24 protein-coding genes and 2 pseudogenes are annotated in these 21,038 nt (G+C 64.8%); 17 read left to right on the plus strand and 9 right to left on the minus strand.

Annotated features, from left to right (window positions below; translation table 11 throughout):
- Nucleotides 1–10 precede the first annotated feature (10 nt).
- Both pdxR and ald read right to left on the minus strand, forming a co-directional pair.
- Nucleotides 11–1,474 carry a MocR-like pyridoxine biosynthesis transcription factor PdxR gene (pdxR, locus tag L1080_RS26825; protein ID WP_213575491.1) on the minus strand — a complete coding sequence of 488 codons (1,464 nt, stop codon included), beginning with the start codon at nucleotides 1,472–1,474 and terminating at the stop codon, nucleotides 11–13.
- Between the two features lie 105 nt (nucleotides 1,475–1,579).
- Nucleotides 1,580–2,701 (minus strand): alanine dehydrogenase, encoded by a 1,122-nt coding sequence (ald, locus tag L1080_RS26830; RefSeq protein ID WP_250773935.1) that lies wholly within the window; start codon nucleotides 2,699–2,701, stop codon nucleotides 1,580–1,582.
- Between the two features lie 219 nt (nucleotides 2,702–2,920).
- On the opposite strand from ald, the gene L1080_RS26835 reads away from it, so the two are divergent.
- The 3 genes from L1080_RS26835 to L1080_RS26845 all read left to right on the plus strand — a co-directional run bounded on the left by L1080_RS26835 (nucleotide 2,921) and on the right by L1080_RS26845 (nucleotide 6,181).
- Nucleotides 2,921–4,291, plus strand: a complete 1,371-nt coding sequence (locus L1080_RS26835) for an aspartate aminotransferase family protein (RefSeq protein ID WP_201453479.1) — start codon at nucleotides 2,921–2,923, stop codon at nucleotides 4,289–4,291.
- Between the two features lie 89 nt (nucleotides 4,292–4,380).
- Complete coding sequence (locus L1080_RS26840; RefSeq protein ID WP_250773933.1) at nucleotides 4,381–5,409, plus strand: phosphotransacetylase; 1,029 nt, start codon at nucleotides 4,381–4,383, stop codon at nucleotides 5,407–5,409.
- 40 nt (nucleotides 5,410–5,449) lie between these two features.
- A complete protein-coding gene (locus L1080_RS26845; protein WP_250773930.1) occupies nucleotides 5,450–6,181 on the plus strand; it encodes a sulfite exporter TauE/SafE family protein in 732 nt (243 codons plus the stop codon).
- A 10-nt stretch (nucleotides 6,182–6,191) separates the two neighbouring features.
- Here L1080_RS26845 and L1080_RS26850 read toward each other — a convergent pair whose 3' ends face one another.
- Nucleotides 6,192–7,097, minus strand: a complete 906-nt coding sequence (locus tag L1080_RS26850) for a LysR family transcriptional regulator (RefSeq protein ID WP_250773928.1) — start codon at nucleotides 7,095–7,097, stop codon at nucleotides 6,192–6,194.
- 101 nt (nucleotides 7,098–7,198) lie between these two features.
- On the opposite strand from L1080_RS26850, the gene L1080_RS26855 reads away from it, so the two are divergent.
- Nucleotides 7,199–8,254 (plus strand): YeiH family protein, encoded by a 1,056-nt coding sequence (locus tag L1080_RS26855; RefSeq protein WP_250773926.1) that lies wholly within the window; start codon nucleotides 7,199–7,201, stop codon nucleotides 8,252–8,254.
- A gap of 11 nt (nucleotides 8,255–8,265) precedes the next feature.
- Here the strand turns inward: L1080_RS26855 and L1080_RS26860 are convergent, their stop codons facing one another.
- Entirely contained in the window at nucleotides 8,266–8,658 is a 393-nt protein-coding gene (locus tag L1080_RS26860) for a DUF2267 domain-containing protein (RefSeq protein WP_159926636.1), read from the minus strand.
- A 195-nt stretch (nucleotides 8,659–8,853) separates the two neighbouring features.
- Between L1080_RS26860 and L1080_RS26865 the strand changes: the two are divergent.
- The 3 genes and pseudogenes from L1080_RS26865 to L1080_RS26875 form a co-directional block, all read left to right on the plus strand.
- Nucleotides 8,854–9,030 (plus strand): annotated as a pseudogene (locus tag L1080_RS26865) (DUF4193 family protein); the annotation flags it as partial.
- A gap of 298 nt (nucleotides 9,031–9,328) precedes the next feature.
- The gene (locus tag L1080_RS26870) at nucleotides 9,329–9,607 is read left to right on the plus strand and encodes a hypothetical protein (RefSeq protein ID WP_159926632.1); all 279 of its coding nucleotides are present in this window, start codon (nucleotides 9,329–9,331) and stop codon (nucleotides 9,605–9,607) included.
- A gap of 83 nt (nucleotides 9,608–9,690) precedes the next feature.
- Nucleotides 9,691–11,199, plus strand: a complete 1,509-nt coding sequence (locus L1080_RS26875) for a protein adenylyltransferase SelO (RefSeq protein WP_250774156.1) — start codon at nucleotides 9,691–9,693, stop codon at nucleotides 11,197–11,199.
- 39 nt (nucleotides 11,200–11,238) lie between these two features.
- On the opposite strand, the gene L1080_RS26880 is transcribed toward L1080_RS26875, so the two are convergent.
- Nucleotides 11,239–11,775 carry a DUF488 domain-containing protein gene (locus tag L1080_RS26880; protein WP_250773924.1) on the minus strand — a complete coding sequence of 179 codons (537 nt, stop codon included), beginning with the start codon at nucleotides 11,773–11,775 and terminating at the stop codon, nucleotides 11,239–11,241.
- A gap of 134 nt (nucleotides 11,776–11,909) precedes the next feature.
- Here L1080_RS26880 and L1080_RS26885 point away from each other — a divergent pair, with 134 nt between their 5' ends.
- The 3 genes from L1080_RS26885 to L1080_RS26895 all read left to right on the plus strand — a co-directional run bounded on the left by L1080_RS26885 (nucleotide 11,910) and on the right by L1080_RS26895 (nucleotide 12,850).
- Nucleotides 11,910–12,137, plus strand: a complete 228-nt coding sequence (locus L1080_RS26885) for a FitA-like ribbon-helix-helix domain-containing protein (RefSeq protein ID WP_159926628.1) — start codon at nucleotides 11,910–11,912, stop codon at nucleotides 12,135–12,137.
- Nucleotides 12,134–12,553, plus strand: coding sequence for a type II toxin-antitoxin system VapC family toxin (locus tag L1080_RS26890; protein WP_250773922.1), 420 nt, complete (start codon nucleotides 12,134–12,136; stop codon nucleotides 12,551–12,553). Before L1080_RS26885 ends, L1080_RS26890 begins: the two co-directional genes overlap by 4 nt.
- A gap of 93 nt (nucleotides 12,554–12,646) precedes the next feature.
- On the plus strand, nucleotides 12,647–12,850 hold the full coding sequence (locus L1080_RS26895) for a zinc-ribbon domain-containing protein (RefSeq protein WP_159926624.1): 204 nt from the start codon (nucleotides 12,647–12,649) through the stop codon (nucleotides 12,848–12,850).
- Nucleotides 12,851–12,882: 32 nt separating this feature from the next.
- Here the strand turns inward: L1080_RS26895 and L1080_RS26900 are convergent.
- Nucleotides 12,883–13,498 (minus strand): annotated as a pseudogene (locus tag L1080_RS26900) (FAD-dependent oxidoreductase); the annotation flags it as partial.
- A gap of 242 nt (nucleotides 13,499–13,740) precedes the next feature.
- Between L1080_RS26900 and L1080_RS26905 the strand changes: the two are divergent.
- The 7 genes from L1080_RS26905 to L1080_RS26935 all read left to right on the plus strand — a co-directional run bounded on the left by L1080_RS26905 (nucleotide 13,741) and on the right by L1080_RS26935 (nucleotide 18,182).
- Nucleotides 13,741–14,955 carry an amidohydrolase family protein gene (locus L1080_RS26905; RefSeq protein ID WP_159926608.1) on the plus strand — a complete coding sequence of 405 codons (1,215 nt, stop codon included), beginning with the start codon at nucleotides 13,741–13,743 and terminating at the stop codon, nucleotides 14,953–14,955.
- Nucleotides 14,956–15,115: 160 nt separating this feature from the next.
- Nucleotides 15,116–15,742, plus strand: coding sequence for a VOC family protein (locus L1080_RS26910; protein ID WP_159926620.1), 627 nt, complete (start codon nucleotides 15,116–15,118; stop codon nucleotides 15,740–15,742).
- A gap of 47 nt (nucleotides 15,743–15,789) precedes the next feature.
- Nucleotides 15,790–16,380: a GTP cyclohydrolase I FolE gene (gene folE, locus L1080_RS26915; protein ID WP_250778017.1), complete on the plus strand. Its 591-nt coding sequence runs from the start codon at nucleotides 15,790–15,792 to the stop codon at nucleotides 16,378–16,380.
- Nucleotides 16,381–16,629: 249 nt separating this feature from the next.
- Nucleotides 16,630–17,223 carry a DoxX family protein gene (locus L1080_RS26920; RefSeq protein ID WP_284709048.1) on the plus strand — a complete coding sequence of 198 codons (594 nt, stop codon included), beginning with the start codon at nucleotides 16,630–16,632 and terminating at the stop codon, nucleotides 17,221–17,223.
- A gap of 49 nt (nucleotides 17,224–17,272) precedes the next feature.
- On the plus strand, nucleotides 17,273–17,422 hold the full coding sequence (locus L1080_RS26925) for a hypothetical protein (protein WP_250778012.1): 150 nt from the start codon (nucleotides 17,273–17,275) through the stop codon (nucleotides 17,420–17,422).
- Between the two features lie 203 nt (nucleotides 17,423–17,625).
- Nucleotides 17,626–17,868 carry a hypothetical protein gene (locus L1080_RS26930; protein WP_250778010.1) on the plus strand — a complete coding sequence of 81 codons (243 nt, stop codon included), beginning with the start codon at nucleotides 17,626–17,628 and terminating at the stop codon, nucleotides 17,866–17,868.
- Between the two features lie 92 nt (nucleotides 17,869–17,960).
- Nucleotides 17,961–18,182: an L-threonylcarbamoyladenylate synthase gene (locus tag L1080_RS26935; RefSeq protein ID WP_250778015.1), complete on the plus strand. Its 222-nt coding sequence runs from the start codon at nucleotides 17,961–17,963 to the stop codon at nucleotides 18,180–18,182.
- A gap of 249 nt (nucleotides 18,183–18,431) precedes the next feature.
- Here L1080_RS26935 and L1080_RS26940 read toward each other — a convergent pair whose 3' ends face one another.
- The 3 genes from L1080_RS26940 to L1080_RS26950 form a co-directional block, all read right to left on the minus strand.
- Nucleotides 18,432–18,797, minus strand: a complete 366-nt coding sequence (locus L1080_RS26940; protein WP_159926616.1) for a cupin domain-containing protein — start codon at nucleotides 18,795–18,797, stop codon at nucleotides 18,432–18,434.
- 3 nt (nucleotides 18,798–18,800) lie between these two features.
- Complete coding sequence (locus L1080_RS26945) at nucleotides 18,801–19,805, minus strand: zinc-binding dehydrogenase (RefSeq protein WP_250778008.1); 1,005 nt, start codon at nucleotides 19,803–19,805, stop codon at nucleotides 18,801–18,803.
- Nucleotides 19,806–19,916: 111 nt separating this feature from the next.
- Entirely contained in the window at nucleotides 19,917–21,017 is a 1,101-nt protein-coding gene (locus tag L1080_RS26950) for a thiolase family protein (protein ID WP_250778006.1), read from the minus strand.
- Nucleotides 21,018–21,038 lie beyond the last annotated feature (21 nt).

The raw sequence follows: 21,038 nt of genomic DNA on the forward strand, positions 1-21,038 counted from the left end.
CGGGTTCCCCCTACCGGCGGAAACTCGCCTGGCACGCCTGGCCGAGGAGCGCGATACCTTCTTCGATCGAGCGCAGGGGAATCGCTCCGTAGCCGATTCGAAAGTTGTTGCGCGGCGGCACGGGCTGTGTGTAGAAGATGTCACCCCGTTCGATGAGGACTCCGCGGGTTTCCGCCTCGCGCACCAGGACCCGGCAATCGAGGTTCTCGGGCCCGGTCATCCACAGGCTGACGCCACCGGGCGGATACGACTCCTGCGGCCATGGAAGGTACTTGTCGACGGCCGCGCAGAGGCGTTCCCATTTGTGCTTCATCTGGCTGCGGTGGTGTCGCAGTGCACGGTGGTACTCGCCGCTGTCGATCAGCATGGCCAGGGCGCGTTGCTGATGGCCGGGTGGGTGGCGCAGCACGTACCGGCGGGCATTGCGCAGTTCGCGGACCAGGTCTGCGGGCCCGACGAGGTAACCGAGGCGCAGTCCGGGTGCCAGGAATTTCGAGAAGGTGCCGAGATACACGGCGTCGCCGCTGGAGTCGAGTGCTTTGAGTGCCGGGCTGGGACTGCCGTGGTAGCGGAATTCGCTGTCGTAGTCGTCCTCGACGATGACGGTGCCGGATTCGGCGGCGAGTTGTAGCAGGTGCTGTCGCCGGTCGATTCCGAGAGTCGCGTTGGTCGGATGATGGTGACTGGGCGTCAGGTACATCAGATCGGTGCCGCGCAGAGTTTCCGGTGGGCGCAGGCCGCGCTCGTCGACGTCGATGCCGTACACCTGGGCGCCGGTGCGCAGGAAGATGTGCCGGGCATCGAGATAGCCCGGGTTCTCGATGGCCACGCGGTGTTCCGGACCGAGCAGTACCCGCCCGACGAGGTCCAGGCCTTGCTGTGATCCGACGGTGATGAGTACTTCGTCCGCACTCGCCTCGATTCCGCGGGACGGCAGCAGGTGCTGGCGGATCATGTCGATGAGCATCGGGTCGTCCGCTCCGACGCTGTCCTGAAGGCTCGCGTAGGCGTGCGGTTGGTACAGCGCGTCACGCAGGCAGCGCACCCAGGCGCGGGCGGGGAAGCTCCGGATGTCGATCTGGCCGGCGAGGAAGGGGTAGGGATAGCTGTGCCAGTCGAGATTCTTCTCGATGTGCGGAACGTCGACGTCGGCGTAACGCCTTATCCGGGTGGACCAGTCGATGCGTGGGATGGTCGCGCGCGCGTCGGATGCCAGGGTCTCGATCATGTCGGGATTCACGAACATGCCCGACCGCTGATGGCTCTGGACCAGCCCCTCCGCGATCAGCTCCTGATAGGCGAGATTGATCGTGTTGCGCGAAATCGCCAGGTCGACGGCAAGCTCGCGGGAGCTCGGAAGGCGGTGACGTGGATCGAAGAGTCCGTTGGCGATGCCGTGCTCGATCGCCCGCCGGACCTGACGGTAGAGCGGCTCGGTGGAGGTGCGGTCGACCTCGATCAGTGTTCTCGGCACGCATCGCCTCCTGTACATCAACGGCGGGCTGACGACGAGGCCGGCCCGGCACGCCGAGAAGTTCTCGGGTGAGCACTCCTCAGTATGCCGGGCCGGCGGGTGGAATCAGACGAGGTCGAGAGCTTCTTCCACGCCGATCGACTCGATTCCGAGTGCGACGCCGACGGCATCGTTGGTGAGCCGCCCCGCGACCGTGCTGACGCCCGCGCGGAGAGCGGCGTTCTCCCGCGCGGCGCGCGCGAGTCCCTTCTCGGCGATCTGCAACGTGTAGGGCAGGGTGACGTTGGTCAGCGCATGCGTGGAGGTGTGCGGCACCGCTCCGGGCATGTTCGCCACGCAGTAGAACACCGAGTCGTGGACCCGGAACGTGGGGTCTGCGTGGGTGGTGGGACGCGAATCTTCGAAGCACCCGCCCTGGTCGATGGCGATGTCGACGAGAACGCTGCCTGGCTTCATCCGGGAGACCAGCGAGTTGGAGATGATCTTCGGGGCCTTCGCACCGGGGACGAGCACGGCGCCGATGACGAGGTCGGCCTGCATGACCTCCTGCTCGATGGAGTACGCGTTGGCGGCGAGGGTGCGGATTCGGCCCTGGTACATCCGATCGGCGGCGCGGAGCTTGTCGACGTTCTTGTCGAACAGGACGACGTCCGCCCAGGTGCCGGCGGCGACCGCGACGGCGTTCATGCCCGACACGCCGGCGCCGATGACGACGACGCGGGCCGGCAGCACCCCGGACACCCCGCCGATGAGTACGCCTCGGCCACCCTCGGGGCGCATGAGTGCCTGCGCACCGACGAGTGGCGCGAGCCGGCCGGCGACCTCACTCATCGGGAACAGCAGGGGCAGTGACCCGTCGGGAAGTTGAACGGTTTCGTACGCAACGGAATTGGTTCCCGCAGAGAGCAGGGCGCGGGTGCACTCTTCACCCGCAGCGAGGTGCAGGTAGGTGAACAATGTGAGGTCCGAACGCATCCGGTGGTATTCCTCCGCAATGGGCTCTTTGACCTTGAGGACCAGTTCGGCGCTCTGCCAGACGGCGTCGGCCGTGTCGAGAATCTTTGCCCCCGCGGCGCCATAGGCGTCGTCTCCGATCGACGATCCCTCTCCCGCACCACGTTCCACGAACACGTCGTGCCCGTGAGTGACGAGTTCGTGCACTCCGGCCGGAGTGGCCGCTACCCGGTACTCGTGGTTCTTGACTTCCTTGGGGATACCGATCCTCATCTGAGACCTCCGTTGGCTGGGCTGATCACTGCTCCGTCCACAAGTCGTGGTGCCGGGGCGATAACGAAGTCTGGATCACTCTGGCATGGGACCAGAAGGACCAGTTTTGCGTCGGCTATCGGGACCAGTCTGGACCCATCGAATACCGCTCTTCTGGCCCTGACCTGCAGTCCGCGCCGTCCGTATGGTGTGGATCACAGCCATTCGACAACGAAGGAGATGGTCGTGGACGTCACCGAATTGCGAGCACGGGCCCGCCGGCACCTCGGACCTCATTTCACCCGCAAGGACACCTGGGACAGCGACTTCCCGGTGTTCGTTCGTGGCGAGGGCAGCTATCTGATCGACACCGAGGGGGACCGTTTTCTCGACGGTCTGGCAGGCCTGTTCTGCGTGAACATCGGTCACGGCCGCGACGACATCGCCAAGGCGGCGAGCGAGCAGATCGGGACGCTGGCGTACGCCTCGAACTGGGGCAGCGCCCACATTCCCGCGATCGAGGCGTCCGCGCTCATCGCCGACCTCGCGCCCGGCGATCTCGGGACGACCTTCTTCGTCAACTCGGGATCGGAGGCGGTGGAGACGGCCGTCAAGTTCGCCCGGCAGTACCACCGCAGCCAGGGCAACCCCCAGCGAACCAAGATTATCAGCCGCGAGATGGCTTACCACGGAACCACTCTGGGCGCGCTCTCGGTGACGCAGCTGCCCAAGATCAAAGACCCGTTCGGACCGCTGCTGCCCGGGGTTCGCTCCGTACCTAACACCCTCGGGTATCTCGGCGACTGCGGCCCGGCGAACGAGCTCGACTGCATCGCCGCGATCGAAGCCGTCATCGAGGAAGAGGGCGCCGAGACCATCGCGGCCGTGTTCGCCGAGCCCGTTCAGAACGGGCGCGGCGCCCTCGTCCCGCCGGACGGGTACTGGCCCGCGCTGCGCGCGCTGTGCGACAAGCACGGGATCCTGCTCGTTTCGGACGAGGTGATCTGCTCGTTCGGCCGCCTCGGACACTGGTTCGGGCACGGGCTCACCGGTGTGGTGCCCGACATGATCACGTTCGCGAAGGGCTCCACCTCCGGATACGCCCCGCTCGGCGGCCTGATCGTCCGCGAGCAGCTGGTCCGCGAGCTGTACGACTCGCCCAAGGGCGGCGTATTCACGCACGGCGCGACGTGGGGCGGACACCCGGTGTCGACGGCGGTGGCGGTCGCCAACATCACCGCGATGCGCGACGAGAACGTGCTGGGCAACGTCACCGCGCATGGGCCGAAGTTGCGGTCGGCACTCGACTCGCTGATGAACGCGCACCGCTGCGTCAAGGACGTGCGCGGCACCGGCTTCTTCTACGCGATCGAACTGATGGCCGACAGCGACAGCGGCCGTGAGTTCACCGAGCAGGAGTCGCTGACGGTGTTGCGCAAGGTGCTGCCGGAGGCGTTCGCCCGCACCAAGGTCATTCTCCGCGGCGACGACCGTGGTGCCACGATGCTGATGATTTCGCCGCCGCTCGTCGCCGACGACGAGGTGCTCTCGGAGCTGCTCCATGGCATCGACAGCATGCTCACCGACATCGAGAAGGCAATTCAGCCGTAGGGAACGATACGTTCCCCGAGTACCAGCGGGTGGCGGTCGTCGGGTTCGACGACCGCCACCCCTCTTCGTAGTGATGGGAGAGCGAGGCCATGGCCCCGAGCGTCACCGCTGTACCACTTATTGACGCTGCACGACTACAGGATTCGTCGCTGATCGATCACTGGATCGCCACCCTGAGAGGGGCGAATCGCGTCGTCGGTCTCGCGGACGGAGAAGACGAACGCGCAATCCGTGCGGCCCACCACCTGCACCACAAGTGCGTCGTCTCCCCCAGGTTGTTCGGGCGGCGGGACGTCATCCGGCGTATCGCCGAGGCTTCGAGTATCCCCCTCGCCGAGGAACTCGTCATCGACCTCGCCGAGGCGGCCGCCGACCCCATGATCCGCGACGCCGTCGAATCGGGATTCGCCAAATACCCCGATCGGATCGAGTCGGCGCTGTCCGACCCGGTGTGCCTCGCCGCGGCGGCCTTACGTGCGGGAATGGTCGATGCCTGCGTCGCGGGTGCGAGCAGGCCGACGTCCGACGTGCTGCGAGCCGGACTGCGCATCGTCGGTCTCGCACCGGGCTCGAGCATCCTGTCGAGTTCGTTCCTGATGCTGCTACCGGACGGCAGGCAGCTGACGTTCTCCGACTGCGCCGTTGTGCCCGACCCCACCGTCGATGAACTGGTGGATATAGCCCTGGCCGCAAGCGCCACCCACTTCCAGCTCACCGAGCAGCCGCCCGTCGCGGCAATGCTGTCGTTCAGCACGCAGGGCAGTGCCAGCCACCCGCGGGTGGAGAAGGTCCGCGAGGCGGTCCAGCGGGTGCGGCTGCGTGACCCGGACCTGCACGTCGATGGAGATCTTCAGTTCGATGCCGCCCTTGTTGCCGAGATCGCGGCGTCGAAGGCTCCGGATTCGAGGGTCGCCGGCCGCGCGAATGTCCTGGTCTTTCCGAATCTCGACGCCGGGAACATCGGATACAAGATCGCGCAGCGGCTCGGTGGCGCAACAGCGCTGGGACCGATTCTGCAGGGACTGTCGGCGCCGTGGAACGATCTGTCCCGCGGGTGCAGCAGCAGTGACATCGAGTTGATGTCTCTGGTGAGTGCGATCCAATCGCTGGCCACCTGATCGACCTCGTCACCGAGGCCTCCGAACGAAGGGATTCACCATGGCGATGCTGATACTGGGTGCCCTCTGTATCGGTATTGCCTCGGTCATCGGTGGCGCCACCGGATTCGGAACGGCCCTCATCGCGACCCCGGTCATGTTGATGGCCGGATTCGACGTCGCCGAGGTGGTGTTCGTGAACCTCGTCGCGGGACTGGTCACCCGCCTCAGCGCGGCATATCAGCTGCGGAACCAGATCGATTGGGGCAGAGTGGCGTTGCTGGGAGCCGGCAGCCTGCCAGGGGCCTGGTTGGGCGCCGTCACGCTGAGCATGCTGCCGGAGCAATTTTTGAAACCGGCTGCGGGAGCGTTGGTCATGATGTGCGGAGTCGCCATGGCTCTTCCAGTGCGGACGGAGGCACCACGGACGCCGTCGACCCCGGCGCTGGCGCTCACCGGGGCCGTCGGCGGATATCTCGGAACCACCACATCTCTCAACGGACCACCCCCCGTGCTGCTGCTCATGCGGGCGCGGTTGCCGCCACTGTCCTTCATCGCTGATCTTGCGGGCTACTTCATCGTCGCCAACGTCATGGCGTTGGCAATTCTCTGGTTTCGCGACGAGGTGACGGAGTCGATGATCTGGCCACGCCTTCCGGTATTCGTGCTCGCTGCCTTGGTGGGCAACCTCATCGGACTGGCGATTGCCCGGCGATTGCCGCCGGGCGTATTCCGCTCTGCCGTCATCGTGTTGGTGATCGCCGCAGGCGCGGTGACCCTCACCGTCGGATAGGCACGCGGGCTCAGCGATCGATCCCGACCCGGCGGACCAGACGCACCAGTTCCCCTGCGGGACCGTCGAGTTGACGGGGTCCGCGCCATGCCGCGCGCAGTACGCGGTCGAGGTCGAGTCCCTCCACGTCGATCACCTTCAGCTCGCCGGACTCCACCTGCTCCGCCACGGCGAGTGTGCTCATTACCGCGGGGCCGACCCCGGCCAGCACACTGGTGCGAATGGCGGCGGCGCTGCCGAGTTCGAGGAGCGGTGCCGCCCTGTCGTATTCCTGCAACGCCACATCGAGCGTGGTGCGAGTACCCGAGCCCGGTTCCCGGGCGAGTAGGGGCGTCATGGCCAACTCGGCTACGGACAGTGCTTTACGCCTGCGCGCCCACGGATGGGTGGGATGAACGACGACCACCAACCGGTCACGCGCCACAGTGAGGCTTTTCAGGGGTCTCGGTACCGAGGGGGATTCGACGAACCCGACGTCACACGTCCGGCCGGCTACCCGGTCGAACACCTGCGTCGAATTATGCACCTGCAGATGGATGGTGACGTCCGGGTGCTGGCTGCGGAACTGGCCCAGCCATGCCGGCATCAAGTGCTCTGCCACCGTCATGCTGGCGGCGACCGTCAGTTCGGCGGTGCGTTCGGCGCGCAATCCGTCCGCCACATCGAGCAGTCGGCGGGTATCGGAGAGAACCCGGCGAGCCCAGTGCGCGATCACCGTGCCTTGGGGGGTCAGCGTGGAGCCAGTCGGACTGCGCTGCAGCAGTGTCATGCCGAACTGCCGCTCGAGTTGTTTGACGGCACGGCTCGCGTTCGGTTGGGCCATTCCAGCGAGTCTACTGGCGGCGCCGAGACTTCCATGGTCGTCGACGCCGACGAGCAACTCGAGCACGGCGAAGTCGGGCCATTTGCGGGACATGCATTCAGTATATGGCCCGCGCGCAAGACATATCTGTTTGATATGTGCCCATGCCGAACTGACGGCTACCGCAAATGTCGATTCTGATCGACCGTAGACGTATGAGTAGTCAGCTGAGGGAATCGAAGTCCGAGGAACAGCGCGCCCCGAGCCCCGCCGCGCTGCCGCGACTGCACAACGCCACGGCCACTCTCCTGCCGGGTCTTGCGCTGTGCGCCGTCGCGACCGCCATCGCCATGGGTGTCGGCCGATTCCTTCCGACGGTGAGCCCGCTGCTCATCGCCATCGTTCTCGGCGCCGTTCTGTCGAACATCGTGCATCTGCCCGAACGCCTGCGCCCGGGACTGCAGTTCTCCGCCAAGAAGTTGTTGCGCGTGGGTATCGCCCTCCTCGGACTCCAGTTGATGCTGAGCGACATCCTCGGACTGGGCTGGGGAGTCATCGTCGTGGTCGTCTCGATAGTCTGTCTCGGCATCGTGGGAACGATGTTCGTGGGCAAGCTGCTGGGCCTCAGCTGGACCCAGCGTCTGCTCATCGCCTGCGGATTCTCGATCTGCGGTGCGGCCGCCGTGGCAGCGGTCGACGGAGTCGTCGACGCCGACGAGGAAGAGGTGATCACCGCGGTCGCGCTCGTCGTCATCTTCGGCACACTCATGATCCCCGCGATTCCGCTGCTGTCGCGGGCGCTGGGACTCTCCGACACCGACGCCGGCCTGTGGGCGGGCGGCTCCATCCACGAGGTTGCGCAGGTCGTCGCCGCGGGCGGCGCGATCGGCGGTGCTGCCCTCGGCGTCGCCGCGGTGGTCAAACTCGCGCGAGTCCTCATGCTCGCCCCGGTCATGGCCGTTCTCAGCCTGCGCCAGCGCAGACTCGCCGGCACCGACGCCGACGTGAAGCGGCCCCCGCTCGTCCCGCTCTTCGTCCTCGCATTCCTCGCCTGCGTCGGCCTGCGATCGTCCGGCCTGCTGCCCGTCGGCCTGCTCGCCGAGGCCAAGATCGTGCAGACCGCCCTGCTCACCGCCGCGATGTTCGCCCTCGGCGCCGGCGTCCAGATCGCCACGATCAAGAAGGTCGGTGCGCGGCCCTTCGTGCTCGCGGGCATCTCTACCGTCTGGGTGGCCTCGATCGCGCTGGTCGGTGTTCTTCTGGTGGGTTGACTACCGGGGCATCAGTGCTGGACGGGTCCGGTACCGAGGAGATCCGCGTACTCGTCGGGAAGCTGGGCCACCACGTCGTCGAACTCACCGCCCGTCACGGACGCCTTCAGTGCGGCCAGCACCGCCCGCGCGTGCTGACGGGCCTGTTCTTTACTGCACCCCAGGCCTTCGTCCTCGGCGACCTTTCCGTAGAACTCATCGACTCCGAACCGCTCGCCGGGCCCGGTAGCGGGCAAGGTATCGGTGAACGCCGGCGGCAATTGTGCGGCGAGATCCTTGGTCTCACCACCGGACAGACGCTGGCCGAGCACCCGCAATGTCGCCCGGATAGCGGCCTCGCCGTGCTCGACGGTATCGATTCCCGCAGTGCTGCGTACTGCGGAAACGAGCTCTTCCTTGTTCATCTGTGCTCCTCCATTCTTCTGTGGGTCTTCTCTTCCGTCGGTCTTCGAAGGGGTGTTCCCGGAGTTCGCGTGGGACCAGCGGTCGGACGTGCCGGTGGAGTCTCATCCATGGAGCGTTTTCGGTCCGGGAGCGCCTCTTCGACGCCATGCTTGCGCCCTACCCACCCGAGCTGGTCATCAAACCTCGAGAATTGTGCTGCGTGCATGGCCGAGCTGCCGGGCGCCGACCTGTCCAGTGAAGAGCTCATGGTCAAGGTGGTACCGAAGCGAAGTGACGAGTTCACCTGCACCAGTTGCTTCCTCGTCCATCACCGTAGCCGGTTGGCCGAGCGCACCGAGAGTCGGATGATCTGCCGCGACTGCGCCGATTGATCGATCTATCCGCCGCAGTGGACCTGGAACAGCGGTCTCGGCCGGGCGTGGGCGCTGGTGACCTTTTGCCCTGGCCAGTGGGGATGAAAGGTCGTTATGATCGGATTCTGCCGTCCCCGAGAAGACGAGGGCGGCGCCGCGAAAAGCCCACCTCACCGTGGGTGCGGTCGGCGGTCACCGTCGGCGCGGCGCGAGCCCCCGGAACATTCCCGGCTTCGTCGTTTCGTTTCACCGCGCCGATGGCAACGCCTGTAGGCAGGGGGTGAGACGCAGGCAGGACGCGAGGAGGACGAGCGCGATGACCATCGCACCGCACATCACCATCGATCACGACGAGATTCGCCGGTGGGTTCAGGCGCATCACGGGGCTCCTGCGAGGGACAGTGCGGGACAGTTGCGGATCGACTTCCTCGGGGCCGTCACCGGGTTGGAGCGCCTGTCCTGGGACGAGTGGTTCACCGCGTTCGAGGAGCGGTCGCTGGCCCTGTGCTACCCGGAGCCGCATATCCGCGGCGGCACCAGCGCCTGGTTCGAATTGGTGCCCCGCGACGGGGCTGAACTCGGCGCGATCACATGAGCGCCGCGATCCGGCCGTACCGCCGTGGATGAGGAGGTGCGATGACAAGAGCGGTGTCCGAGTCGGGCGGTGGTTATTCTCGAATGATGGCAATCCCGGATTTCACGGTCGGCACTACCGCTGCGATGGCCGGCCTCGAGAGCACCTTTGCCGACGAGCTGGACGCCCTGACGGTGCCATGGCAGGGCGCACCGGCGCCCGACCCGAAGTTGCTCGTGCTCAACGAGCAGCTCGCTGCGTCGTTGCGGCTGGATATAGAGGCGTTGCGAAGCGAGGAAGGGGTCGCAGTCCTGTCCGGGTCGACGGCCCCGGCTGGGGCCAAGCCGGTGGCGATGGCGTATGCCGGCCATCAGTTCGGTGGCTACGTACCCCTCCTGGGGGATGGTCGGGCGTTACTGCTCGGTGAAGTGAAGAACGGTGACGGCCGACGAGTGGATGTGCATCTCAAGGGTTCGGGGCGCACGCCGTTCTCGCGGGGCGGCGACGGTTTCGCTGTTGTGGGCCCGATGCTGCGTGAGTACCTGGTCAGCGAGGCGATGTACGCCCTCGGCGTCCCCACTACGCGTGCGCTGTCGGTGGCGGCGACCGGTCGGCACGTTCTTCGAGACGGTGCCGAGCCCGGTGCCGTGCTAGCCCGGGTTGCGGCCAGTCACCTGCGGGTCGGCACCTTCGAATTCGCGGTGCGGCGGGGTGAGGTGTTGCAGCCCCTCGCCGACTACGCGATCGCCCGCCACTACCCGGAGCTGACCGAACTGCCGGAGGCGGGTCACGGCAATCGCTACCTGGCGTTCTTCGAGGCGGTGGTCGAGGCTCAGGCGTCACTGGTGGCGCAGTGGATGCTCACCGGGTTCGTGCACGGGGTGATGAACACCGACAACACGACCATTTCAGGGGAGACCATCGACTACGGTCCGTGCGCTTTCCTCGACGCATTCGATCCGGCTGCAGTGTTCAGTTCGATCGACCACGGCGGCCGCTATGCGTTCGGCAACCAGCCCGCCGTCCTGAAGTGGAACCTGGCGCGCTTCGCGGAAACCATGCTGACGCTTGTCGATTCGACGGTGGATGACGCGATTACCGCGGTCACGGCGGTCCTCGACACCTTCGACGAGCGGTACGACCGCCACTACTCGGCGGGTATGGCGGCAAAGCTCGGTGTAGTCGGCACGCTCACCGATCGTGCGTTGATCGACGACCTGTTGACGCTGATGGAGGAACACGGTGCCGACTGGACGGGCACCTTCCGCGCTCTCGCGGAGGAGCTACGCGGGAACTCGACGCCTCTCGGCGAGCAAGTACCGCGCGAGCACATCGGGTCATGGTTGGAACGCTGGCGCGGCGTCCTGACCGCACACGGGCTCGGGGCAGCGGACACCGCAGCTGCAATGGACAGCGTCAACCCGCTGTACATTCCGCGCAACCATCAGGTCGATGCTGCTTTGCGCGCCGCGACCGGCGGCGATCTCGCTCCGTTCGAGAAGCTGCTCGAGGTCGTTACGCATCCGTTCGACCACCGCGACGAGTGGTCCGACTACACCACACCCGCACCGCGCGCATTCAGCGATACCTTCCAAACCTTCTGCGGCACCTGACCTACGGACCCATGGCCACGCCGAGCGGTTCGCGGTTGTTCACGACGATGCTCGGGCACAGTCCCAGACCACCCGTCCGTCGGAACGGACGCGAGCACCCGCCGCAGGCAGATGAGAAGTTAGCCGGCCGTCGTGCATGAGGTGCTCGACTTCGACCTCGTGGGCGAGGACGGCGACGTCGGCGACGAGGCGGCGGTGGCAACGCCACCACACACTCTCACTGCACATCATCGCCGTTCGTCGCCGACTCGCCTGCTCCACCAACTCGGCGAAGGCGTCAGCGAACTCGGTCGTGCGGGTATACGCCGCGTACGCAGCGAACTGGTCGACCTGCCACCAGGGGTCCTCCCGCTCCTCACCGGGCGGAAGGTGCCGGCGCCCGCCCAGCCGCGGTTCGTGGCGATAGTCGATTCCCGCGTGCGGTAGCCATTGGGTGAGCGCCTCACTGCTGACGTCGGGGTTGTGACGACTGCCCGGATATCGCCGAATGTCGACTATCGCTTCCACGCCGGCCGTCTCCAGCAGCGTCGTCATTTCCTCCCGGCCGAGTCGGCCGTGCCCCACCGAGAACAACATCGTCTCGCCTCCTCCGCCGGGAACGGACCCGGAGCGCTGGTGGTGATATTACGAGTCGGTGAGTTCAGGGTCCGGGTTGCCGTTCACCGGCACTCTCAGGTGATATCATTGGTGTGATATCGGAGGTGGTCGCAGTGGAACAGATCCTGATTCGCAACCTTCCCGCAGGAACCAAGGCCGCCCTGCGGGCGCGCGCCGAGCAGCATCACCGGTCGGTCGAAGCAGAGGTACGCGAGATCCTCGGCGAGGCCCTCGAACGGGAGCCGGTCACGCTCGTCGACCTGCTGGGTACCGATGAGGGTGCCGAGATCGAGTTCGAGCCCGGAAGCCTCGGTCTGACCGCCCGAACTGCTGAGTTGTGAAGTACGTCTTGGACACGAATGTCGTGTCCGCGCTGCGTGTGCGGGGACGCAACAGGTCGGTCGAGGCTTGGTCGGCTTCGGTGCCGGTGGCCGACTTGTTCGTGACGGCCATGACCATTGCCGAGATAGAGCGGGGCGTGGTGGCCAAGGAGCGTTCCGACCCGGCGCAAGGAGGGGTCCTGCGCCGGTGGTTCGACGAGCGGGTCCTGCCCGCCTTCGCCGACCGGGTGCTTCCGTTCGATCTGCCGGCCGCACGGGTGCTGGCCACCTACCGGGGGGCCGAGCATGCGCCGTTCGACGACGCTCTCATCGCCGCCGTCGCGCAGGCCGCCGAGATGATCGTTGCGACGCGCAACACCAAGCACTTCGAGCCGCTCGGCGTCCGATGCGTCAACCCGTGGGAATCGAATTCCTGAGGCCTGACTTCGGTGTGAAAATCCGTCGACCGGGCGATAACTGCTGATCTGCCAGCGGATGACCGTCTACCGAGCCCGCTCTATGCTGGTGCGGTGTTCTTACTATTCGGTTTCGGCACCAAGCGGCAACACCTCGGCTCGGGGCAGACGCGAACGTGCCCGCGCTGTCACAACACCACACAGTGGGCACGGATGCGGGAATCCAAGCAGTTCACGTTGTTTTTTGTTCCCGTCGCACGCTGGAATCGCCGGCAATTCGAGGAATGTGGCATCTGCGGCACCGCCGTCGAGGTCTGAGCCACCGGGCAGAGTAGCCGCAGTTCGCGCCCTCACACCGGTTCGAGTGCGCGGGTGACACTTGATTCGGCCAAGCTCATGCTGGTGGGCATGCCGATTCCGGTGGTGACGGTGACGATGTGGACGCCGCCGATGGGTTCCACGAGGAGGAACTCCGAACCGGCCGCGGAACTGTATACGCCCTGCCATCGCTCGCTGACGTCGAGCACGTCCACTCCGAACAACTTCCGGGCTTCGGCGAGCAGAACCTCCAATCCAGCCTCGCTCTGGAACGGCGACGAGGTGATCTCACGAATGTGAGTATCACCAATGAGAATCGAGCCGTCGGGTTGCGGGGTGTACATCTGGTGCAAGTCCAGATCCACATAGCCGGGAAACTGTGTGCGCAGCCTTTCCGCCACGAAGATTGTGTTCGCCAGGAGCGGTCCGCGGGAGGTGTAGACCGTACCGGTGTCGAAAGACGTTGCGGCGCTGCGCCAGCGGATAGTGGACGCCGGACTGCTCCAGCCACTTCCGCCATCGACGGAGCGGCCTGGCGTGGATCGACCTGAAAATCCATCGGCAGGTACATCCCTCGATGACGTCTTCCCCGGAGATCGGTAATCGGTCGAGGATCTGGCGGCGGTCGAGCACTTGCGCACGGTCAGGACCGTGCTCGCTTCACGACGTTGACTCGATCGGGCGGCCCACCAACTGTGGGGCTGCCGCTCGAGTTTCCAACCCCGCCCGCTGCCGAAGCCGGCTGACGAGATGTCTCGGCCGTACGGGTGTTGAGCAGGTGTTTCCGTGGGCCGGGATGGGGGTGGCGGAAAGTGATGGTTGACACAAGACCCAGTTGCTGTAGATCATCTATAGGAACTGTTCCTGAGTCAGCAAAGGATTGTGGTGCCATGAGTAAGTACCGGGTTATCGACACTGATACCCATCTCATCGAGCCGGCGGATCTGTGGACCGAACGCCTGCCGAAGGCGTGGGGCGCGGACGTTCTGCACGTCAAGTTCGATGAGAAGACCCAGTCGGACCTGTGGTTCTTCGGTGATCAACCGCTCAAGGGCGCGTGGACGTGGGCGAACTGGAACTGGAAGAACTTCAACTCCGAGCTGCACGACGGGAGCGGTCCCACCCGCCTCGACGAAGCCCATCCGGCGACCTACGACGTCGACGAGCGCGTGAAGTTCATGGACGATCAGGGCTTCGAGATGCAGGTGCTGTACCCGAACCTCGCCGGGTTCGACTGGAAGCCGTTCGTGCAGCACCCCAACCGGAACCTGGCGATCGCGCACCTGGCCGCCTACAACGACTTCCAACTCGAATGGGTGGCCAAGTACCCGGGCCGGTTCATCCCGATGATGGTGATCCCGTACTGGGACGTGGCGGCGTCGGTCGCGGAGATCGAACGCCTCGCCGATTCCGGCTTCGGCGGCATCGTGACCACCGGTGCCCCGCACGAGCACGGTCAAGCGCCCCTGGGCAGCCGCAAGTGGGATCCGCTGTGGAAGGCCTGCGAGGAGGCGGGCCTGTCGGTCAGCTTCCACACCGCCAGCGGCGACTTCCGCGAGATGCTCAAGCACGACGAGGACGACGGGTTGGTCGGCGGTGTGCGCGTTGCCGCCGACGGACCCCACATCTACCTCGCCAACGCCGTCATCGTCAGCGACCTGCTCGTCTCCGGAATCCTCGCCCGGTTCCCGACCCTGCAGTTCGTCTCCGTGGAAAGCGGAATCGGCTGGGCCCCGTTCGTTCTCGACGCCCTCGACAAGCGATTCCAGAAGAACGGCGTGTTCCGCTCGCACCCCGAGTTCGGTGACATGCTCCCCAGCGACTTCTTCAAACGGCAGGTATCGCTGAACTTCTGGTTCGAACAGCTCGACGACTACCACCTCGAGACGCTCTCACTCAAGCCACTGATGTTCGAAACCGACTTCCCCCACCCCACCAGCTTCCACCGGCCCACCCTCGCGGAAAACATCGAACTCGTCCTCGGCCGCCAGCCCGAAGAGGTCCGCCGCGCCGTCCTGTGGGACAACGCCGCCCGCCTCTACGGCAAGGCCATGGAAAAACAGGGAGTCAACCCCAGCCAAGCCCTGCCCAGCCTGACCAGCTGACCACACCCCACACCACCACCAACAAGAACCGGGCGCTCTGGGGCACTCCACCCGCACCCGACGGTGCCCCAGAGCGCCCATCCAAACACCCGACACGGTTCCTCGAGACTCGTGCGAACCATGTCGAGGAACCTCTTCGAAGCAAAGTGAGGAAGCGTAGATGACCACCGAGGCAACGGATTCTAAACCGGCGATCCTGACACAGGCCGGTGCTGCGACAGGCCGCCTCGCCGGCGTCAATCACCTGCAACTGATCGTCAGCGACATGGACGCCAGTGTCCGGTTTTACCGCGACGTCCTGGGGTTGACCGTTGTTCGCACCACCGCGGACTATCCAGCACCCGGGCGCGGATACCAAATCCTGAAAAACACCTTTCTGGATATGGGGAACGGAAACCTGCTGTCGCTCATTGTGGTAGGTGGAGCTGGCATCAGCGATACACCCACGACCGCAGAGCCCTCGGTCAGTGCCGAATGGTTGTGGCCCGGTGTTCCGGAAAACCAATGGACTCCGCGAAAGTTCGACCATGTCGCATTCAACGTTGACAGTCACGACGACGTGGTGTGGTTCCGGGACCACCTGCAGGCCTGCGGTGTCAAGACGAGCAAGATTATCGCCCGCGATCACGAGGCGTGGGTGGAGTCCCTCTACTTCTACGACCCGGACGGGATCCCCCTCGAAATTGCCACCTTCGACCTCGGCAACCCGAAGTGGGAATCTCACCAACCGACGGACTGGTTCCGCGATCCCAACCCTGTCCCCGCACTCCGCGTGAACCCGGCGTGACGGAGACAAGGAGCGCAGTCGAGGGTATCTCGACGCAATCGATCGATTTGCTGCTATACGACGGCTTGGCCGGCGTAGGTGATCCGCGGAACGCGGACCTGGGCGCTGCGGAGTCCGCTGCGCGTGCGTTTCTGGACGCCCTCGGGATCGATACCGGCGCCAGCGGTGTGCGAGATACACCCGGCAGGATGGCACGGGCTTACCTTGATCTCTTTACCCCCAACTCTTTCGAGTTGACGACCTTCCCGAACGATGAAGGGTATGACGAGCTGGTGGTGGCAAAATCCATTCCGGTTCGTTCGGTGTGTGAACACCACCTGTTGCCTTTCAGCGGTGTCGCGCATGTCGGATACCTGCCGGGCGAACGCGTCCTCGGCCTGTCGAAACTTGCCCGGATCGTCGAGTTCTTCGCCCGTCGGCCTCAGGTGCAGGAGCGACTCACGAAGCAAGTCGCGGATTGCTTGACGGCAAAACTCGGGCCGAAGGGTGTGGGGGTCGTGATCGAAGCCGAGCACAGCTGTATGTCGATGCGCGGTATACGCGCCATCGGCTCTACCACCGTCACCTCGGCGCTGTCGGGATCGTTACGCGATGATCCGCGATCACGCCAAGAGTTCTTCGCACTGACAGGGGTCTAGAGTCACGACGAGAACCTGCGCCTTCAGCACGACGCACCAAAGGATTGGCCGATCAACGTCATGTCCAGAGACGATATCGCGAACGCTGAAGGCGAAGGCGTCCTGCTGCGAGAGCAATCCTCGATGCATGCGATGCCCATGCGCAGACCGGTAAATCGTCGAAATGTCAAAGTTATGCCCGGTCGCGTCTCATCGAGGTCCTCACAGGTCGGCGCGCCGAGGTTGAACAGCACAACCCAAGGGGTATCCATGAGAGCTGATTCGGATCGAGTCAGGCAGAAACGCGGATTCGGTGGCGTTGACGTCGCGGAACTGTTATTGAGAACGACTATCGGAGCGACCATGGTCGCACACGGAGTGAAACACGCTCGCTCGCTCGACGGCACGACGCGGTGGTTCGAATCGATCGGGTTCCGCGATCCCAAGTTTCAGGCAGCCACCAGTGCCGGCGTCGAAATACTCTCGGGAAGCGCCCTTATCGCTGGGACCATGACCCCGGTGGCAGCGGCGGCGGTGATTGCCACTATGGGTGTAGCGATCCGAACCGTGCATGCCCCCAACGGGTTTTTCATCACTGCCGAGGGATATGAGTACGCAGCGGGCCTTGCCGCCGGATGTGTGGCGCTTGTCAGTCTCCCCGCGGGCATGTTCGGTCTGGATCGGCATCTCCGGCTCGGACGATTCCGCGGTGGCAGAGCCGCATTGGGCACACTGCTCGTGGGTGCGGCATCGGCGGCAAGCCATACGTCCGTGTTCTGGAACAGTCCCCGACGTACCCCGCGAGACGCTCAACCGCGAACGCCCGATCTCGACACGGTAGAGCCGAGAGAACGAGCCGGCTGATCCGGCCACCGTAGCTCGACCACACCCAAGTCCTCCGAAAGGAACTCCCATGGCCCTGCTGACCATCGGTGATCAGGTTCCCGCCTACAACCGAACCGCTGTCATGCCCGTGCAATCCGACCAGCTGTGCGCCTGCAGCAACTGGAAGAAGGGCGACCCCACCATCTCGCCGGGCGCACTCTCGAGTAGGAGCGTTTGATCATGGCCGGACGAGAAATTGTGGCGACTGCCAGTGCCGTTGCGAAGACCGCGAAGGTCATCATTGCTCGACGAGTCGTCCCGTACGCCTCCGGGGTGCTATCAGCAAGAATGACGTGCCTGTCAAGGACACCACGATCAGGCCTCGCCGGTAAAGCGTGGCACCGAAATCGGCTACTCGCAGATCTTAGCGACGTACCTGCAATGAGCATCGATGAATTGATGGCGCAATACGCGAAGCTCTCACCAGTGAACGCGCGCACTGACGCCATGTTCTGGGAGTTGGTCGACGCACGCAGTGCGCTCAGAAAGTTCATCGTTGCCGCGGCCTGTCGCGAAGATCGTTTGATCGAGGTCAGCCAGCGCCTCCTGACGGTGGAATTGCCGACGCGTTCGGGACACCGCGACATCAGCGGCGATGAGCCCTCGACGGTGACCAACCGCTGAACTGCCACGTCCCTGAGGCCAGGCAGCGCGGACTCTCCCACGCGGGTGACGCGCTCCGTTCAGGTCGCCTGATCGTTCTCCCCGCCGACACCCTGTACGCGTACGGCTCCGACGCCTTCGACCGGGAGGCCGTGCACGCCTTGTTGGCTGCACAACAGCGCAGTAGTGACAACCCGGCCTCGGTCTGGTGGGAAGCATGGACGATCTGGACGGGCTGGTGGCATCCGTCCCGCACCGGCGCACCAACTGATCCACGCGTTCTGGCCCGGCGCCTTGTCGTTGGTTCTGCGGGCTGCGGCGCATCTGCCCTATGACCTCGGTCGGACACGGGTAACGATCACGACCCGGATGCCCCGGCACCCGGGTCGCCCTGGAACTGCTCGAGACGGGCCCTGTCGCACAGTCGAGCGCCACCAGCAACCGCTCACGTCCATGACCAGGCAGGCACCGGCGCAGCAAAATTCGGCACGACGGTCATAGCGACGGCTACTCGCCCGATGCCCGTTCGTCACCGAGTCCACGCACTTCGTGACGTGAGTTGAGGCGCCCCACGTGGGTCGATGTCATTGGAACGGCACCACATCTTTCCCGCGGGCGGCATCGACATAGTCCTGCCGCACGGGATGGAACGCCTCGACGAACACAGCGCCCTCCCAGCCGACGACCAGACCGTGTCGCACATCGCCGGGCACCACGTAGCTGGACAACTCGGTCAACTGCACCTCGCCGGTGTCGAGTAACAGCGTCGCGTCGCCGCGGAGGAGTAACCCGATCTGTTCCTGCGGATGGGAGTGGATCGGCACCACCGTGCCGGGCTCGAAGGTGACATAGGTCAATTGCATATGTGCGCCGAAAACGGCACGCCCATCCATGCCCTGCACGGGCTTGAAACCGATCATTTCTTTTACATCGAAGATGTTGGCCTGCATATGTCAACCCACTTCCAGCACGATTTTGCCCAGTACTTCGTTGTCGGACATCAATTGATAGGCCTGATCCGCTGCGCTCCAGGGCAGGACGCGGGCGATGACCGGGCGGAGCGTTTCGTGGATATCGCGGTGGGCGGCATGCGGGCGGAAGGGTGCAATGTCCCGCCGCAACGCGCGCACGATTTCGGCTCTTTCCTGGGGAGTCCTGGTGCGGAATGTCACGCCGACCAATTCGATCCGTTTGAATGCCAGCGCCTCCATATCCAGGAGCCCCTCCGCTCCGCCGAGGCGTCCGATCCCCACGATTCGGCCCTTCACTGCCGCGGCCTGAATGTTCATCGGAAGGTAGCTGCCACCGACGTGGTCGAGAACGATGTCGATCCCGTTGCCGGCGGTGATCTCCAGTGCTCTCGCGGCGAAGTCGGTTGCGCTGGTGTTGATCACTTCGTCGACGCCCAGGGCGTCAAGGAGCGCGTGGCCTCGATCCGAACGGGTGGTACCGACGATGAGCCGGGCTCCGAAGTAACTAGCCAGCTGGACGGCCTGCATGCCCACGCCAGATGTCGCGGCGTGTATCGCAACCGATTCGCCCCCGGTCATCCGCGCAGTTGTCATCAACGCGTTGTGGGCTGTCATGAAGCCCAGTACTGCCGCAGCTCCTTCGGGGTAGCTCCAATTCGTCGGTATCGGGATGAGCATCGAGGCATCCACCACCACCTCTTCCGCCAGACCACCAGCCACCATCGTCATCACGCGGTCGCCTCGCGCAAAGTCGGTGACACCGGGACCGACTTCGATGATCTCTCCTGCCGCGTCGAGCCCCACCACCTGGGCCTGTGGACCACCACCAGCGGCATGGGTTCCGGCGAGCTGGGCCAGATCGGCGCGGTTCACCGAAGCCGCTCGCACTGCGATGCGGACCTGTGTGTCCCCTACCTCGGGTGGAACCACATCGACCAGATCCAGTCCAGGGCTATTCGACTTTCGATCGATGACCATTGCCTTCATTCTCAACTCCTCTTGTATCTTGGAAATCGAAATTTGGCGAAGACCGCCACTTGCCGTTGCCGTGACCACGGCGGTTGCAGAGCATGTAGATCCGTGCTGACCTACGTGTCGTCAGGGGCTGTTCAGGCATTCCACGAGCAGGACGCCAGATCCTTCGGGTTCCGACGTGGCCACCACGCCGTAGGTTCCGCCGGTATCTTCCAGGGCGCTGAGCATGGTTGTCACACACCGAATTCCTTCGAGTCCACCCAAGTGACCGAAGGCCAACGCCCCACCCCGCGGATTGAGCATGTAGGGATTCAGGCGGAACTGCTCGAGCCAGATCAGCGGTGTCGCCGCCACCTCTTCCGGAACCTCGAATTGATCGATCCGGTTGAGCGGAACTTCGAGTGCCCGCAGATACGAGCGCACCGATTCGAGTTGAGAGACCGATACATCCGTCAGCGGCGTGTCGAACAGCATCTCGACTCCCACCAGACGCCCGCGAGGGTGCAGCCCCAGGTCGTCGGCGCGGGCGGCGCTGGTGAGCACCAGCGCGCCGGCGCCACTCGCAGCACGAGCGTTGTGATGGGACGGGCGACAATCGTGGCCGGCTCCACCGTTCGAAGCCGGTGCACCGGCTGGCGTAAGGGCACCGCCCGGCTCGGACACCTGCCGAAGCTCGTCGCTCGCGATGAACTCGGTCATCTCGTGGTCGAGGTGAACTTCGAGAGGGATGATCTCGCGTCGAAAATCGCCCGACAGGGCGCATTCCCGGGCGCGTCGGTGCGACGCGAAAGCAAAGTCGCCTTGCCTCTTTCGCGTGATGGACCATAGGTCCGCTCCCGGCGGCGTCGGCTGACCCGCAGCTCGTCCAGGCTCATGGAGAGAATGCCCGCCCACCGCTCCCGCCACCAACACCACCCTTCGCGGATCGTCGTTGATCGCTTCACTGGCCAATCTGACTGCAGAAGTAGACGAAATCGCCTGGTGCAGATCGATATGATCGAACACATTCCGCCACGATTCGGCATACCGGCGCGACGCTGCCCCGTCACCCACAGTGACCACGGTGGTGACAACGTCCTCATCGATCTTGGTGCGTTGCAGTAGGCCGTTGACGGTGACGTCCAACAGCTTTTCCAACGTGAGCTCGCAAGAGGTTCTGCCGTACATCTGCCGCTGGGTGAGCGGCGATCGCGCTGCCTCGACAATTACCACTTCGTTGGTCATCGGATTACCTCGAACTCCACA

Origin of the sequence: Rhodococcus sp. MSC1_016 (assembly GCF_023667485.2) — a bacterium.
GTDB classification, from domain to species: Bacteria; Actinomycetota; Actinomycetes; order Mycobacteriales; family Mycobacteriaceae; genus Rhodococcus_F; species Rhodococcus_F oxybenzonivorans.

Bases quoted from the DNA above. Each gene is read 5' to 3' on its own strand.
- ald (WP_250773935.1), bottom strand. From the start codon at position 2,701: ATGAGGATCGGTATCCCCAAGGAAGTCAAGAACCACGAGTACCGGGTA.
- L1080_RS26835 (WP_201453479.1), top strand. From the start codon at position 2,921: ATGGTCGTGGACGTCACCGAATTGCGAGCACGGGCCCGCCGGCACCTC.
- L1080_RS26840 (WP_250773933.1), top strand. From the start codon at position 4,381: ATGGCCCCGAGCGTCACCGCTGTACCACTTATTGACGCTGCACGACTA.
- L1080_RS26845 (WP_250773930.1), top strand. From the start codon at position 5,450: ATGGCGATGCTGATACTGGGTGCCCTCTGTATCGGTATTGCCTCGGTC.
- L1080_RS26850 (WP_250773928.1), bottom strand. From the start codon at position 7,097: ATGTCCCGCAAATGGCCCGACTTCGCCGTGCTCGAGTTGCTCGTCGGC.
- L1080_RS26855 (WP_250773926.1), top strand. From the start codon at position 7,199: ATGAGTAGTCAGCTGAGGGAATCGAAGTCCGAGGAACAGCGCGCCCCG.
- L1080_RS26860 (WP_159926636.1), bottom strand. From the start codon at position 8,658: ATGAACAAGGAAGAGCTCGTTTCCGCAGTACGCAGCACTGCGGGAATC.
- L1080_RS26870 (WP_159926632.1), top strand. From the start codon at position 9,329: ATGACCATCGCACCGCACATCACCATCGATCACGACGAGATTCGCCGG.
- L1080_RS26875 (WP_250774156.1), top strand. From the start codon at position 9,691: ATGATGGCAATCCCGGATTTCACGGTCGGCACTACCGCTGCGATGGCC.
- L1080_RS26880 (WP_250773924.1), bottom strand. From the start codon at position 11,775: ATGTTGTTCTCGGTGGGGCACGGCCGACTCGGCCGGGAGGAAATGACG.
- L1080_RS26905 (WP_159926608.1), top strand. From the start codon at position 13,741: ATGAGTAAGTACCGGGTTATCGACACTGATACCCATCTCATCGAGCCG.
- L1080_RS26910 (WP_159926620.1), top strand. From the start codon at position 15,116: ATGACCACCGAGGCAACGGATTCTAAACCGGCGATCCTGACACAGGCC.
- L1080_RS26920 (WP_284709048.1), top strand. From the start codon at position 16,630: ATGAGAGCTGATTCGGATCGAGTCAGGCAGAAACGCGGATTCGGTGGC.
- L1080_RS26925 (WP_250778012.1), top strand. From the start codon at position 17,273: ATGGCCCTGCTGACCATCGGTGATCAGGTTCCCGCCTACAACCGAACC.
- L1080_RS26930 (WP_250778010.1), top strand. From the start codon at position 17,626: ATGAGCATCGATGAATTGATGGCGCAATACGCGAAGCTCTCACCAGTG.
- L1080_RS26940 (WP_159926616.1), bottom strand. From the start codon at position 18,797: ATGCAGGCCAACATCTTCGATGTAAAAGAAATGATCGGTTTCAAGCCC.
- L1080_RS26945 (WP_250778008.1), bottom strand. From the start codon at position 19,805: ATGAAGGCAATGGTCATCGATCGAAAGTCGAATAGCCCTGGACTGGAT.
- L1080_RS26950 (WP_250778006.1), bottom strand. From the start codon at position 21,017: ATGACCAACGAAGTGGTAATTGTCGAGGCAGCGCGATCGCCGCTCACC.